The following is a 15,985-nucleotide window of genomic DNA, read 5'->3' on the forward strand; positions in this document are numbered from 1 at the left end:
ATAATAATTTTATAAGATATGCAGGTTACTTCATCCGTACGCGAGCCGTTAGTTACGGGCGGTAAAACTTACAAAGACGTTACCCACGACGTTTCCAGACACGTGGAAGGCAAGCCTACCATCGGCTGGATGCTGGGTTTAGCTGTTTCCATTGGCGCCTTACTTTTAGGTGGGATTGCTGTGGGAGCCACAGTCTGGGAAGGAATTGGTATGTGGGGATTGAACAAGACAGTAGGCTGGGCATGGGATATCACCAACTTCGTATGGTGGGTAGGTATCGGTCACGCCGGTACACTGATCTCCGCCGTATTATTGCTATTCAGACAGAAGTGGAGAACATCCATTAACAGAGCAGCGGAAGCCATGACCATCTTTGCCGTAATATGTGCAGCGATGTTCCCGGTACTCCACATGGGACGTCCTTGGTTAGGAGCCTATTGGGCACTTCCCCTTCCAAACGTCTTTGGTTCTCTTTGGGTAAACTTCAACTCCCCATTGCTTTGGGATGTTTTTGCAATCTCTACTTATTTCTCCGTATCCCTAGTTTTCTGGTATATCGGTTTGATTCCTGATTTTGCAACCATCCGTGACAGAGCTACTGGCCTTCGCAAGACTATCTATGGAGCATTGAGCTTTGGATGGACTGGCGGCGCCAAAATCTGGATGAGGTACGAAACCGTATCCTTGATCCTGGCAGGTCTAGCCACCCCATTGGTACTTTCAGTACACACCATTGTATCCTTTGACTTTGCCACCTCCGTAATACCAGGATGGCATACCACGATCTTCCCTCCCTACTTTGTGGCTGGAGCGATTTTCTCGGGTTTTGCCATGGTACTTACCTTGATGCTTATTACCAGAAAGCTATTTAAGCTGGAAGATTATATCACCATGGTTCATATTGAGTTGATGAACATCGTAATTATCATCACTGGATCCATCGTAGGTATAGCTTATATCACAGAATTTTTTATCGCTTGGTATTCAGGAGTGGAAGCAGAGCAATATGCTTTCATCAACCGGGCATTCGGTCCTTACTGGTGGGCATACTGGTCCATGATGACTTGTAATGTGATCTCTCCACAACTTTTCTGGTTCAAAAAAATCCGAACTTCATTGGTATTTACATTCATCTTATCGATAGTGGTAAACATCGGGATGTGGTTCGAGCGATTTGTAATTATCGTTACCTCCTTACATAGAGATTACCTTCCTTCTTCTTGGGCGATGTTTCATCCTACCTGGGCAGATATGGGAGTTTACCTCTTTACCTTCGGTTTATTCTTCACCCTTTTCTTATTGTTTGCCAAATTCTTCCCGGTAATCAACATGGCTGAGGTGAAATCTGTTCTTAAGTCTTCATCTGAAAAAGTAAATAAATAATGGAAAGAGATACGAATTTTGTCCTCGGTATTTATGAAGATGAGGATGTATTAAAAGACGCAGTAACCAAGGTGCGTGATAGTGGGGTGAAAATCCACGAAGTATTCACTCCTTATCCGATTCACGGATTGGAAGATGTATTAGGCTATAAGAGAAGTCGCTTGCCAATTGCGGCATTCATCTTCGGAGTTTGTGGGACTGGTTTGGCCCTTACCATGCAGCTATTGATGATGGCTGTAGATTGGCCAATGATCATTGGTGGTAAAGATCACGCTGCCATACCTGATTTTATCCCAGTGACCTTTGAACTTACAGTGCTTCTGGCTTCTTTCGGGATGGTAGGGGTATTTATGGTAAGTAGTAACCTCAAGCCTTGGGGTCAGCCAAGGATCTTTGATACCAGAAGTACAGATGATAAGCATGTGATGGCGATAGATCTAGCGGTAAACGCCGGTCTTGGAGAAGATAAAATCAAAGAAGTGCTTCAGGCTTCTGGTGCTTCTGAGGTGAATAATAAAAGTTTTGAATAGTAGGTAACCACGAAAATATGAAAATTTTAAAGTCCATATATTTACTTACGCTTTCGGCTGCTTCTATGGGAGTAGTATCCTGTGGGGCTTCCGGAGAGGATCAAGGTTTGGAATATGCACCTCAAATGTATCACTCTGTAGCTTATGAGCCGCTTACGCAGATTCAGAATGAAGATGCTGGTAGCTGGCTGTCTAACAGAGAAGATGGAAAAGGTGAATTTTTCAATAGTAATATTTATAACCCGCATAGCATGAATATGCGGGAGCCTGTAGCCAATACGGTTCCTAGAAACGAGCACGGTATTTTACCTTATAGACTTGGAGTAGCGGAGTTGGAAGCATCCGACAGTGTAGCCAATCCTGTAGCGTTAAACGACCAGGTTTTGGCAGAAGGTCAGCAGTTGTTTACGCAATATTGTATGCCATGTCATGGTGACAGCGGTCAGGGAGACGGTAAAGTAGGAGAAGTAATCGGTGGTGTGGCCAACCTTACGGGTGGAGCATATATCAACCTTACTGAAGGACATATCTTCCATGTGATCACACATGGTAAGGGAAGAATGGGAGCTCATGGTTCTCAGATTAGCCCTGAAAGAAGATGGAAGATTGTTCACTATGTTAAACAAGAAATTCAGAAACAATAATAATGGCGCACGTTACAAATTTTAACCTGGATCAAAAATTTGACTTTACGGCGGCTTTGAAGAAGTCCCTCATGATAATGGGTGGCATCGGAGCACTACTGTTAGTCTTAGGTATTTTCACCGCTGGAAGCGGGGATCATGGACATGAAGCTGCCGGGCATGGCACGGAGCATGTAGATGCTGCTGCTCATGGTGATGATCATGGAGCACATGATGATCATGCAGCAGAAGCAGGACATGCTGATGCAGGTCACGAGGATGGCGGTCATTCCGCCTTTCACTGGTCTGAGCGTTTCTTCGCCAACCTTTGGATAAACAATGTTTATTTCGCAGGTATCGCCATTATTGGAGTGTTCTTCTTTGCTATTCAATATGCCTCTCAGGCAGGATGGGCCACAGCTATCCTTAGAGTGATGATCTCATTAGGAAACTGGCTGCCATTTGCAGCTATCCTCATGATCGTCACCTATCTGGTGGCAGGACATGACCTCTTCCACTGGACGCATGCCGATATTTATGTCAAAGGTGGTGATCACTATGATCATATCATCGATGGCAAAGGAAGTTTCTTCTACTGGCCACTTGGCAAAGGTACTTTCCCAATCTTCTGGTTGGGTAGAATGGTACTTTTCTTCGGCCTTTGGATTTTCTTCTTTACCAAACTGAAAAACCTTTCCTTGCAAGAAGATATCCACGGTGGCGATAGCTACTGGTACACCATCAGAAAATGGTCTGCTATCTTCCTTGTGATCTTCGCAGTATCTTCTTCTATCAGTGCATGGGATTGGGTGATGTCTATTGACACCCACTGGTTCTCTACCCTGTTTGGCTGGTATGTATTCAGCTCATGGTTTGTAGCCGGTCTTTCGGCAATTACCTTGATCACCATCATGCTTAAGGAAAGAGGCTATCTTGAGATGTTTAACGAAAACCACCTGCATGATCTTGGTAAATTCGTATTTGGATTTTCCATCTTCTGGACTTACCTGTGGTTCTCTCAGTTCCTTTTAATTTATTACGCCAATATTCCTGAAGAAACAGTTTATTATATCGAGAGATTACGATCAGATAGTTATGGTGGAATTTTCTTCCTAAACCTTATTGTAAACTTCGTATTGCCTTTCTTAGTCTTGATGACTAGAGATGCTAAGCGTCATACCATCTTCCTGAAAGTGGTATGTACCATCATCATCATCGGTCACTGGATAGATTTCTTCCTGATGGTTCAGCCAGGAACCCTCGGCCATAACGGTGGAATAGGATTTATGGAAGTAGGTATGTTTATGCTTTACGCTTCTGTTGTGATATTTGTAGTGTTGAGCGGTCTCGCTAAGAAGAACCTCATCGCCAAGAATCACCCTATGTTGGAGGAAACTTATCATCATCACATTTAATACGTATCCGTAAAAGATAGAATTATGGGATTTCTTATAGCACTCGGTGTTTTATTATTAGTATCCATCATTTGGATGGTTTATAGGATACAAACCTTGGTTTCTGTAGTCAAAGGTTCTGAAAAGAAAGTAGCTACAGGAAGCAATAAAGTTAATGCTGCTTTATTCCTACTATTTCTGATAGGTTCTGGAGTATTGATGTTCTGGTATTCTATTAAGGAATTTGACACATATCACCTTCCTATCGCTTCTGAGCATGGGGTGGTGACGGACAATCTGTTTTGGGTGACCATGGCAGTGACCGGCATTGTGTTTATCATCACGCATATTCTTTTGTTTTGGTTTAGCTACCGCTACCAATATAAAGAGGAGAACACAGCGGCATTCTACCCTGACAATAACAAACTAGAGATCCTCTGGACACTGGTACCAGCTGCGGTATTGACTGTATTGGTGGTATCAGGATGGAAAGCCTGGTCAGATATTACTGCTCCTGCTCCTGAGAATGCTCACGTTATTGAGGTAATGGGATATCAGTTTGCCTGGGAATTTAGATACCCTGGTAAGGATAAGCAGTTGGGTAATTATGATTACCGATTGATCAATCCTACCAACTCCCGAGGAATCGACTTCACCGATAAAAATGCTCTTGATGATTTTCCAGCTCAGAAAGTGGTCATCCCGGTAGGCGAGCCTGTATTATTTAAGATTCGCTCTAGAGATGTATTGCACTCTGTATTTGCACCTCATATGAGGTTAAAGATGGATGCTGTACCTGGTATGCCTACCCGTTTCTGGTTTGTGCCTACTAAGACTACTGCACAGATGAGAGCAGAGCTGAAGGATGATGAATTCGTGTATGAGATCGCCTGTACGGAGGTATGTGGCGGTGGACACTTCTCCATGAGGAGAGAGATCGAAGTTGTAGAGCCTGAAGAATATCAGAAATGGTTCGCTGAGCAAAAGACTTTCGTGGAAATGGATCCTGCTTTGATCGCAGATGCTCCTTCCGAAATTAAGGAGTTGGCTCAAATCGAAAGTGCAGAATAAGATATTAATTGATATAATAAAATAATTATGGCAGTAGCTAACGTATCAACTCACGGTGCTTCAGCTCATGATCATCACGACGATCATGAGCATAGTGATAATTTTATCACTAAGTATATCTTTAGTACCGACCATAAAATGATCGGTAAGCAATTTTTGGTTACCGGTATTGTATGGGCGCTAATCGGAGGTTTCTTATCTATTCTTTTTAGGTTGCAGTTAGGTTTTCCAGATATGGATATGACCTTCCTTAAGCCTATCCTTGGTGGATGGATCGATGAATCCGGTGCTTTGGACACTAACTTCTACCTCGCTTTGGTGACGATGCATGGTACCATCATGGTATTCTTTGTACTTACCGCAGGACTTAGTGGAACCTTCTCCAATTATTTGATTCCATTGCAGATTGGAGCCCGTGATATGGCCTCTGGTTTTATGAATATGCTTTCTTACTGGCTGTTCTTTATTGCTGGGATTTTGATGTTTATCTCTCTGTTCATCGAGACTGGCCCTGCTGGTGGTGGATGGGTGATTTACCCGCCTCTTTCCGCTTTGGAGCAGGCGATCCCAGGTTCAGGACTCGGTATGACCCTTTGGTTAGTCGCCATGGTATTCTTTATCGCTTCCCAGCTTATGGGAGGGATCAATTATATCTCTACTGTGATTAACCTAAGAACCAAAGGGATGTCTTTTAGCAGGTTGCCATTGACCATCTGGTCTTTCTTCCTTACCGCCATTATCGGTTTGCTATCCTTCCCTGTATTATTCTCAGCAGCATTATTATTAGTATTTGATAGAAGTTTTGGTACTTCTTTTTACCTGTCTGATATCTATATCGGCGGGGAGGCTCTTCCAAATACCGGGGGTAGCGCCGTATTGTTCCAGCATTTGTTCTGGTTCCTAGGTCACCCTGAAGTATATATCGTTCTCTTGCCAGCATTGGGGATTACCTCAGAGGTAATTGCCACGAATTCTCGTAAGCCTATCTTTGGGTATAAAGCGATGATTCTTTCCATGCTTGGTATCACCGTATTATCCTTCGTGGTATGGGCCCACCATATGTTCGTGTCTGGTATGAACCCATTCCTGGGATCTATCTTCATGTTCCTGACCCTGATCATTGCAGTTCCTTCAGCCGTGAAAGTGTTCAACTACCTTACCACTTTGTGGAGAGGTAACTTGATCTTCACCCCGGCGATGTTGTTCTCTATTGGTCTGGTATCCTTCTTCATCTCCGGTGGTCTTACAGGGATTTTCCTTGGTAACTCCGCAGTAGATATCCAGCTTCACGATACGTATTTCGTAGTAGCTCACTTCCACCTTGTGATGGGTTCTGCTTCATTCTTTGGATTGATGGCGGGTATTTATCACTGGTTCCCTAAGATGTTTGGTCGAATGATGGATGCCAAATTAGGCTATATCCACTTCTGGTTGACCTTCGTAGGGGTTTATATGGTGTTCTTCCCGATGCACTATATCGGTATCGCTGGTTTCCCAAGAAGGTATTATAGCTGGACCAACTTCAACTTTGCTGATATGTACACTGACCTGAATATGTTCGTGTCTGTGGCAGCCATCATCACTTTTGGAGCTCAGTTTATCTTCTTATTCAACTTCTTCTATAGTATGTATAAAGGACGTAAGGCTTCCCTGAACCCATGGAGATCTAATACGCTTGAGTGGACTACTCCACTAGAGCCTGGGCATGGTAACTGGCCTGGCGAGATTCCTACCGTTTACAGATGGCCTTATGATTATTCTAAGCCAGGTGCTAAGGAGGATTTTATCCCTCAGACTGTACCTTTATCTTCTACTCCTGAATCTAACCTTCCTCATGAAGCAGAGCAGGTGAAACTTGAAAGAGAAATCATGGCCGAAGAGGGTAGTGATATTCTTGTAGCGAATGAATCAAAAGAATCTTAAAAATATTAGCAGCTTTCGCAGGATCAGTTTGATCACTGCGATCGCTGTCTATTTCCTGATTTTGGTCGGCGGGATAGTGCGAAGCACCGGTTCCGGAATGGGATGCCCCGACTGGCCAAAATGCTTCGGGAGCTATGTGCCTCCAACGGATGTGTCGCAGCTTCCCGATGATTACCAAGAAGTATATCTCAACAAAAGGTTAGAGAAAAACGAACGGTTTGTTCAGCTATTACATTCCTTAGGCTTTGATCAAAAAGCGGAAGAAATTAAGCAAGACAAATCGATTTTAGTGGAAGGGGAGTTTAATGTTACCAAAACCTGGATTGAATACCTCAATCGTCTGGTGGGGGCAGTGATAGGCCTACTGGTCATCGCTACTTTGATCGCTTCCTATAAGCTGATCAAGGAAGATAAATGGCTTTTCATTCTGTCATTTGCCAACTTAATTTTGGTGATATTTCAAGGTTGGATCGGCTCTATAGTCGTCTCCACCAACCTGCTGCAGTGGATGATTACCGTGCATATGCTATTAGCACTACTTATTGTATGTTTGCTATTATACGTTCACTATCGGGCGTATAAACTCAAAACCGACATTAAGAGCACCGTAACTAATTCCCAAAGCTTATTCCGAATGATGCTTGTCGGCTTTGTGCTGATGACGCTTCAAGTGGTCTGGGGTACGCAGGTAAGGGAAGAGATAGATATTATAGCCATGCAGTTTGGCGATCTCTTTCGAGATGAATGGATCAGCCACCTGGGAATTGACTTCCTTATTCACAGATCATTTTCGTTGATCTTATTGGGAATACATATTTGGTTTATATATCGAGTGTATCAGCAGACCATAAGGGGAGCTGGTGTTTTGAAATGGTCACAGGTATTAGTGTTGTTGATATTTTTGGAAATTCTGTCAGGAGTCGGTATGGCTTATTTTGGCATTCCAGCGTATCTTCAGCCGGTTCACCTTTTGGTAGGCTCACTTATCATCGGGGTTCAATTTGTGATCATGTTACTATTGTGGGATCAAAAAAGAGTAGAGTTTAATACATCCAAATCATGAGGACATTTAATTTATCAGAAGCGTCCTTCTTTGACAGCATATCGATTCGGTCAAAAGCCTATTACGAGCTTATCAAGTTCCGTTTGTCAGCTTTAGTGACCTTTTCGGCAGTATTCGGTTTTGTCCTAGGTGACGGCGGTGCGGTATTTTCCTGGGGACAGTGTTTTGCATTAATGGTAGGTGGCTTCCTAATCAGTGGAGCCTCTGGAGCTGCTAATGAAATCCTGGAGCGAGATTACGACAAGTTGATGAAAAGGACACAAAACCGGCCTCTTCCTCTGAATATTATATCTGTCAATGAAGCTTATTGGTTTACCACATTGGTAGCCGTGGTGGGTATTGCAGTATTATGGTTATTTACTAACCCATTGACCACTGGGCTGGGGATTCTCAGCATGGTGCTATATGTGTTTGTTTATACCCCTTTGAAGCGCGTAGGACCCATAGCCGTTTTTGTAGGTGCTATTCCCGGAGCAATGCCTCCATTATTGGGATGGACTGCCGCAACGGGTACCATCTCCTATGAGGCTTTGATTATATTTGGAATTCAATTTATCTGGCAGTTTCCCCATTTTTGGGCGATTGCTTGGGTAAGTGACGAAGATTATAAGAAGGCTGGATTCAAATTATTGCCTTCGGGAGGTCGTAAGGACCTCAATACGGCAATTCAAATTATGATTTACACCTTGTTTCTGCTGCCTTTAGGTTTGCTGCCAAGTTATTTTGGATTGACAGGCCTGAATTCAGCGGTTATAGTGACCATCTGTGGGGTATTATTCCTCGCGCAGACTTTCTCCCTGATGAGAGACTGCTCACGGAAGTCGGCATTGAAGATCATGTTCGGATCTTTCTTATACCTGCCCATCGTGCAGATTGCTTACTTATTAGATAAGATACCGTAATGGAAGAGAAATTAGCCTATATAGAGGATGCAGAGCAACCTATTGCAATGCATCCAAAAAAATTCGCTCTTTGGTTATTTATCGTAAGTGTTGTAATGATATTTGCGGCGATGACCAGTGCGTTTATTGTGCGGCAGGGTGAGGGGAACTGGTTAGAATATGACCTTCCTAATATCCTTTGGTACACCTCAGGGATCATTTTGCTTAGCAGTGCCAGTATGCATTGGGCTTATTTGTCTGCAAAAAATGACCAATTGGGAAATTTGAAAATTGCGTTAGGGATTACCGTCGTCCTCGGGCTGCTGTTCCTCGTAGGGCAATGGTTTAGCTGGGAGGCACTTGTGGAGAGAGATGTTTACTTTGTGGGCAATCCTGGCGGTTCATTTATGTATGTATTTACCGGACTTCATGCAGTACACTTGATCAGCGGTGTGATATTTCTGATTATTGTATTAATTTCGTCCTTTAGATATAAAATCCACTCCAGGAAAATGAATACCATGGAGATGTGTGCTACTTATTGGCACTTCCTTGGGGGATTATGGATTTATTTGTTTGTGTTTTTATTGTTGAATCATTAAGAATATTAAGTTAAAACCTAGAATATATGTCATCGACTGCTATTGAAATCAATTCCAAGAGAGGAATATGGGATGGTGGAAATGAGCCATTAAAGGCCAGCTACGGAAAACTAATGATGTGGTTCTTCCTTCTATCAGACATCTTTACTTTTGCTGCTTTCCTGATCACCTATGGTGCGATCAGGGTGAGTTATCCAGGCTTCGAAGGCCACGTTGCGGATTTTGCCAGCTCCAATGAGTACTGGCCTATTCCAGAAATGATTTTTAATGCTATTCCATTTGTACATGGCGTGCATGCTCCCTTGGTTTTTGTGGGTCTTATGACCTTCATCTTGATCATGAGCTCAGTATTTATGGTTTTAGCAGTGGAAGCTGGCCATAGAAATGACCGTGCAGATGTGACCAAATGGTTGCTTTGGACGATTCTTGGCGGGGTGACTTTCCTGGGATGTCAGGCTTGGGAATGGTCTCACTTTATCCACGGAACAGACGGCGGTACCTTGATGACTTATGTCAATACTTTTGGCAAAACCGTTTCGGAAATGGTCTATGGCGCTAACCTTCATGTCAATGAATACGGCCCGGCACCTTTTGCTCAGCTGTTTTTCTTCATCACTGGATTCCACGGATTTCACGTAACCATCGGTGTTGTATTATTATTCCTGGCTTTTTACCAAGCTGCAGTGGGGATATATGAAAGAAGAGGACATTATGAAATGGTCGAGAAAATCGGTTTATATTGGCACTTTGTAGATTTGGTTTGGGTATTTGTATTTACCTTCTTCTACCTAGTCTAACTTAAAAATCTTACTACTATGTCTGCACATCAAAATCACAGTACACTAGAGGTACTTCCAAGAAATAAAGCCAAGATTAAGAAAATCTGGAAAACGGCACTGATCCTTCTGGTGATCACCGCAATAGAATTTTTGCTTGCCTTTACCATGGAAAGAGGAATGTTGCTTTTTGCAATCTTCATCGGACTGACCATAGTAAAAGCTGGTTATATCATGATGGAATTTATGCACTTAAAGGAGGAATCCAAAGTGTTATTCTGGTCCATCATGTTACCACTTATCACATTGATGTGGCTCCTTATCGCCTTATTTAAGGAAGGTGCCGATATCTTTATGTATCGTTGGTAATCAATCGAATTTCATGAAAAAAGTAGGTTGGGGGGAAACCTCTTACCTACTTTTTTGTTTATAGTAAGGTATGAAGATGGTCAGAGTATTACAGGGCTTAGTATTGTTATGTATCCTAATGGTGCCAGTACTAATTATCCTTTTTCTTCGCAATTTTGGGGAGAATGAATATGATATTCCTGTATTATATGAGCAAGGAGTAGAGGATCCCTTTGGGGATTGTAATTATCAGCAGACAGGCCAGCATTATATTCCTGACTTTGAATACATCGCTCAGGATAGCTCACTGGTGGGACGTGAGGATATGGAAGGAAAGATCACCATCGTGGATTTTTTCTTTACCAGCTGTCCTAGCATCTGTCCGGTGATGTCCCAGGAGATGGAGCGTGTGCAGGATGTTTTTCGCAATGAAGATACCATTCAACTTTTTTCTATTAGCATAGATCCTGATTACGATACACCAAAAGTATTGGCTGAATATGCTCAGCTTCATGAAGCCCAGCAGGACAAATGGTACTTCCTGCATGGAGACAAATCCGATGTTTATGGTCTCGCCCGCTGTGGCTTTATCCTTCCTACCATCGATGGTAAAGGACAGCCCGATGACTTTATCCATAGTGATAAACTCGTGCTGGTGGATGCTCAGGGGAGAATTAGAGGCTATTACAGTGGTACCAATCGGGAAGATGTTGATTTATTGATCTTGGAGACTAAAATATTGCTTCATGGAAAAAATTAGAGAAGAAGAAGTTCCTCACAAAGGAATCTATAAGTTGATCATCGTGATATCTGTATTGGTACCCGTGGTGGTGGCAGTATTATTATTTATGCCATCCAAAATTGACCTGGCCGAAGAGTGGGTGTATTTCCTTCCTCATATGAATGCGGTGATCAATTTTGCCTCAAGTATCGCTTTAGTCTTTGGGCTTTATTTTATCAAAAAGATGAATATTACCGCCCACCAGATATCCATGTCCGTTGCCTTTGGCCTTGGTGCGATATTTTTGGTTTCCTATGTGATTTATCATGCTGCAGCAGAGAGCACCAGCTTCGGGGGCGAAGGCTTCATCAGGACGGTGTATTATATCATTCTATTGACCCATATCGTTTTAGCGGCTGTCGCCCTATTCCCTATTTTGCTCGCCTATTATTATGGCCAACGTCGCATGGTGGAGAGACATAAGAAAATCGTGAGATACGCTTACCCCATTTGGCTGTATGTGACAGTCTCTGGTGTGATCGTTTATCTTATGATCAGCCCTTATTATTCTCATTAAACTATATACGGACGGCCTTCGTTATCCTTAATATGAAAAGTATCCTTAAAAAATTCATAGCAAGTAGCTTCCTGTTTATCCTGAGCATAAGCCTGGCCTCTGCCCAGTGTGCCATGTGCCGGGCCTCTGTGGAAAACAACGTCGCCAATGGAGATACCACCGTGGGAGCAAGTCTAAATATGGGAATACTCTATCTCTTTGTTGCTCCTTATTTATTGGCTGCCATTATTGGATTTCTATGGTACCGAAACTCCAGGAAATCCAAGGTTTCGGTATGATCCTTGTATGTCCTCCAAAAAAGTAAGCAAAGTTTGAAAATAGACTTTGCTTTTTTACTTTTATGGCTATTACAAATTGATTTATGCTTAAAAAGAGAAGGTTTATTATCGTTATTGCGATCGTTTTAATGGCAGTTGTACTTGCCGTTAATTTCTTTTCCGGGTCGCCTGATGATCATAAACTTGGCTTGCAGCAGATTGAAACCAAAATCCGCCAGGTAGCAGACGAATTTGATGAAGACTTTATCAGTCTTCTAATGAATAATCGACCCGAAAAGCAAGTTTCCTTCTCCACCCTAAACTATAGCAGTAAGCATCCTTATTATTTATACAATATCGACGGCAAACTGATCTATTGGTCCAATGTGTCCATGATCCCGCGTTTTGAGGATATCAAAGCAGGACCCTATTACCAGCCCTATCAGCTAATCGATAATGATAAGGGTACCTATTTCTCCAGGGTAAGGAAGATTATCCGAAATAATCAAGTGTACTGGCTGGTACAGGTTTACTCCCTGTACGATAAGGTGGAGATCGATAATGATTACCTCCATGCTGGATTTAACGGAGAAGTATTTGGCAATGGAAATTTTATACTCTCCGCAGATCCCTCTGGCGGATACGATAAGGTCACCGGAAAGGATGGGTCTTACTTCTTTGCGGTCTCGCTTAGGGATGGGTACAAGCCCGTGGGACATCAGTCTCATACGGCCTTATTGCTGTTTTTCTTTTCGCTTACTGGTCTGGTATTTATCCTTGGCGGGGACTTCGCCTATCGCCTATGGACCCATGGACGCAGGCGGCTAGCTCTTATATACACGGTGTTTATCCTGGTGAGTGTGAGGGCGATGATGCTTACCTTTCACTTCCCTCAGGATTATTTTGAGGTGGCATTGTTTGATCCGGTTTATTACGCTAGTTCCTTGCTAAATCCTTCCCTGGGCGACCTATTCCTAAATGTCATCTGCTCAGCCGTTATATTAGGGATGTTGGTAAGTATGCTCGGGCGAAGAGAAGCCATCGTCACCTTCGCCAAGATGCGGAAGAAGTACTTCCAATGGGTCTTTTATGTGATCGCTTATGTGCTATCAGCCTTGTTTTTATTCTTATTCTTTAGGCTTTTCAGCAATATCTCTAATAACTCCCAGTGGAATCTTAATATCCTGGATATTCCTTCATTTGATTACTTTAAGGTCATAAGTATTTTGGTTTTATTTTTCGGTGGGGCGGGATATTTACTGTTTACCTTGATGTCCTTAAACTTGGTTTTTTATAAGGCTCGCGCAAAAAAAGCCTACGCCCTAAGAGTGCTGATGGCCATCTCTGTGCCCATTATGGTCGCTCTGGCCTGGGTGGATTTTATCTATCTGGCAGTATATGTCGCTCACCTGATTTTATTGGTAGCTATAATCTCCTTTGAGCTTTATGATAATGTATTGAAGTTGCAGCTAAATACTTTCCTGACGTTTTTCTTTGGCTGCCTGGTGGGGGCCGTGATCACCGGTGCCGCCTCTTATCAGGATTTTCGTAAGAGGGAAATTACCTCCAAAGTAAAGCTGTCCGACCAAATCCTGATGGAAAACGATGTGATGGCCGAGTTCCTCCTGAGTGACGTGATGGATCGGGTAAAAGGTGATATCTTCATCAGAAATCGTATGAAAGACCCTTCAAGGTCCAAAGAGGCCATTGTTCAGAAAATCCGTAAAATCTATATCTCCAATTACTTTGACCAATATGATCTCAATATCAAAATATTTAATGTCAATGGAGAAGACCTCCTGCAGCGTTCTAGCGAACTGAAGCTGGATGACTATAGGTATAGGTATGTCAATAGTGACTATGCTACCAATGTGAGGAATCTCTATTTCGTCAAAGGAAATGAAGGTGCTAATAGCAATAAATTCTACACTTTCATCCCTCTCCGCAGTGAAGGGGTTCTGATCGGCACGGTCCTGCTGGAGCTCGTCCAGCAAAGAATCCAATCCACAAGTGTATTTCCAAAATTGCTTTTGGATAAAAAATACGCCGATGATATCTATGACAAAAACTTCGATTACGCTATGTTTCGGGACGAGGTGCTTCAATATAGTGTTGGCGTATTTAATTATCGAAGTCCCGATGTGGCGGAATTATTGGACAATAATAACCTCTATACCACGGGGGTTTTTAGGAATAACTTCCATCATTTTGGAGTAATAAATGGCTCCCGAACCCTTATCATCTCTAGCCCAATATATCCTTATAATTATATATTGGCGGATGTGTCCTTTTTCTTTGTAAGCTATATCGCCTGCACCCTATTATTCATCATGGCCTATGCCCTGTTGAACGGACTGAATAAGGTGCAATTTAATTATGCTACTAAGCTACAATTTTACCTGAATTTCGCCTTCTTCGTTCCTATGCTGGTAATCAGTGCCATCTCCATAGGCCTGCTGAGTAATTCCTATTTGGACGATCTCCATCGGCAGTATTTTGATAAAGCGGCCATTATTAAGGACAATATTTTTGAGTACCTGGAGCAGGAGTCGGAAGGGGCTATGGATCGGGATGATTTCTTAGCGGAGCTCTATCAATTGTCAGGCACCACGGTGACCGATATTAATGTTTATAATCCTGAAGGACAGCTGATGGCTACGAGCCAGCCAAATATCTTCGAGAAGAAGGTGCTGACAGAATACCTCCATCCTATGGCCTATGCCGAGATGCTGGAGAAACAAAATAACCGTATCATCCTCGATGAGAAGGTCGGTGATCTGAATTATAAGACCGTATATATTAGCCTTCGCGACACCAAGCGACAAAATATTCTTGGCATTGTGGCCATTCCATTCTTCGAGGCTGAGGAGGAACTAAACGTCCTGATCGTGGATGTGTTCAGTACCATCATCAATATCTTTGTGGGAATCTTCATTATCTTCCTCATCGTCTCTTACTTTGTGTCCAAGAGGTTGACTGATCCCTTCCAGCTATTGACCCAAAAGCTGAAATCAACTAATCTAGAAGATAATGAGCCGATGTACTGGCCGGTAAAAGACGAAATTGGCCTCTTGGTCAGTGAGTATAATAATATGCTCTTTAAGCTGGAAGGCAGCCGTAAGGTGCTAGCCAAAAACGAGAAGGAATCTGCTTGGAGGGAAATGGCCAAGCAGGTGGCCCATGAGATTAAGAACCCACTTACTCCGATGAAGCTGACCTTACAGCATCTGCTGCGATTGCAGGCGGAGGGACGTCTGGATGATTTGTCCAAACTTAAGCGGCCTATTAATAACCTGATCCACCAGGTGGATACTCTTAGTGATATCGCCACCTCCTTTTCTACCTTCGCCAAAATGCCTCTGCCTAAAAATGAATTGATGGACTTCGAGGCAGTGGTGGTCAAAGCCGTAGAGCTCTTCAATAACCACGAACGTGGAAAAGTGCTCCTTCATAACCAGGCAAACGGCCCCATTACCGTGATGGGTGACGATAAGCTCTTTGGTAGGGTGATTTCCAATCTTATAATCAATGGCATCCAAGCCGTTCCCGAGGAGAAACCCGCAGAAATCAATGTGTTCCTCAGTGAAAATAACGGCTGGATACAGCTGGAAGTGAAAGATAATGGGATAGGTATCGCCGAAGACCTGCGGGAAAAGATTTTTATTCCTAACTTCAGTACCAAAAGTGAAGGCTCAGGACTAGGACTTGCTATTGCCAAACGTGGGGTGGAAACCGCCGGTGGGAAGATTTGGTTTGATACCCAAATGGAAATAGGAACTTCTTTCTTTCTGGCTTTCCCTATTATCCACTCCGGACAGGATCCTGCATAATGAATA

Annotated in this window: 15 protein-coding genes; all 15 read left to right on the top strand. The window is 43.0% G+C overall.

Annotation, left to right across the window (positions count from 1 at the left end; all coding sequences use genetic code 11):
* The first annotated feature begins 18 nt into the window (after positions 1–18).
* Positions 19–1,383, top strand: a complete 1,365-nt coding sequence (nrfD, locus tag B050_RS0105720) for an NrfD/PsrC family molybdoenzyme membrane anchor subunit (protein ID WP_026235667.1) — start codon at positions 19–21, stop codon at positions 1,381–1,383.
* Complete coding sequence (locus B050_RS0105725; protein WP_018472936.1) at positions 1,383–1,913, top strand: DUF3341 domain-containing protein; 531 nt, start codon at positions 1,383–1,385, stop codon at positions 1,911–1,913. The genes nrfD and B050_RS0105725 overlap by 1 nt, the downstream gene beginning before the upstream one ends.
* A gap of 17 nt (positions 1,914–1,930) precedes the next feature.
* Entirely contained in the window at positions 1,931–2,557 is a 627-nt protein-coding gene (locus B050_RS0105730) for a c-type cytochrome (protein WP_018472937.1), read from the top strand.
* Between the two features lie 2 nt (positions 2,558–2,559).
* Positions 2,560–3,951 (top strand): quinol:cytochrome C oxidoreductase, encoded by a 1,392-nt coding sequence (locus tag B050_RS0105735; protein ID WP_018472938.1) that lies wholly within the window; start codon positions 2,560–2,562, stop codon positions 3,949–3,951.
* Positions 3,952–3,972: 21 nt separating this feature from the next.
* Positions 3,973–5,001 carry a cytochrome c oxidase subunit II gene (locus tag B050_RS0105740; protein WP_026235668.1) on the top strand — a complete coding sequence of 343 codons (1,029 nt, stop codon included), beginning with the start codon at positions 3,973–3,975 and terminating at the stop codon, positions 4,999–5,001.
* Between the two features lie 27 nt (positions 5,002–5,028).
* Positions 5,029–6,924 (top strand): cytochrome c oxidase subunit I, encoded by a 1,896-nt coding sequence (locus B050_RS0105745; protein WP_018472940.1) that lies wholly within the window; start codon positions 5,029–5,031, stop codon positions 6,922–6,924.
* Positions 6,905–7,987 carry a COX15/CtaA family protein gene (locus B050_RS0105750; protein WP_018472941.1) on the top strand — a complete coding sequence of 361 codons (1,083 nt, stop codon included), beginning with the start codon at positions 6,905–6,907 and terminating at the stop codon, positions 7,985–7,987. Before B050_RS0105745 ends, B050_RS0105750 begins: the two co-directional genes overlap by 20 nt.
* Complete coding sequence (cyoE, locus tag B050_RS0105755; RefSeq protein WP_026235669.1) at positions 7,984–8,889, top strand: heme o synthase; 906 nt, start codon at positions 7,984–7,986, stop codon at positions 8,887–8,889. The genes B050_RS0105750 and cyoE overlap by 4 nt, the downstream gene beginning before the upstream one ends.
* Positions 8,889–9,470 (top strand): cytochrome c oxidase subunit 3, encoded by a 582-nt coding sequence (locus B050_RS0105760; protein WP_018472943.1) that lies wholly within the window; start codon positions 8,889–8,891, stop codon positions 9,468–9,470. Before cyoE ends, B050_RS0105760 begins: the two co-directional genes overlap by 1 nt.
* A gap of 26 nt (positions 9,471–9,496) precedes the next feature.
* Positions 9,497–10,267: a cytochrome c oxidase subunit 3 gene (locus B050_RS0105765; protein ID WP_018472944.1), complete on the top strand. Its 771-nt coding sequence runs from the start codon at positions 9,497–9,499 to the stop codon at positions 10,265–10,267.
* Positions 10,268–10,285: 18 nt separating this feature from the next.
* Complete coding sequence (locus B050_RS0105770) at positions 10,286–10,615, top strand: cytochrome C oxidase subunit IV family protein (RefSeq protein WP_018472945.1); 330 nt, start codon at positions 10,286–10,288, stop codon at positions 10,613–10,615.
* A 70-nt stretch (positions 10,616–10,685) separates the two neighbouring features.
* On the top strand, positions 10,686–11,354 hold the full coding sequence (locus B050_RS0105775) for an SCO family protein (RefSeq protein ID WP_018472946.1): 669 nt from the start codon (positions 10,686–10,688) through the stop codon (positions 11,352–11,354).
* The gene (locus B050_RS0105780) at positions 11,341–11,892 is read left to right on the top strand and encodes a DUF420 domain-containing protein (RefSeq protein WP_018472947.1); all 552 of its coding nucleotides are present in this window, start codon (positions 11,341–11,343) and stop codon (positions 11,890–11,892) included. The genes B050_RS0105775 and B050_RS0105780 overlap by 14 nt, the downstream gene beginning before the upstream one ends.
* Positions 11,893–11,924: 32 nt before the next feature.
* On the top strand, positions 11,925–12,170 hold the full coding sequence (locus B050_RS0105785) for a hypothetical protein (protein WP_018472948.1): 246 nt from the start codon (positions 11,925–11,927) through the stop codon (positions 12,168–12,170).
* 128 nt (positions 12,171–12,298) lie between these two features.
* Positions 12,299–15,979, top strand: coding sequence for a sensor histidine kinase (locus tag B050_RS0105790; RefSeq protein WP_018472949.1), 3,681 nt, complete (start codon positions 12,299–12,301; stop codon positions 15,977–15,979).
* The last annotated feature ends 6 nt before the right edge of the window (positions 15,980–15,985 follow it).

The organism is Echinicola pacifica DSM 19836, assembly GCF_000373245.1.
Taxonomy (GTDB): domain Bacteria; phylum Bacteroidota; class Bacteroidia; order Cytophagales; family Cyclobacteriaceae; genus Echinicola; species Echinicola pacifica.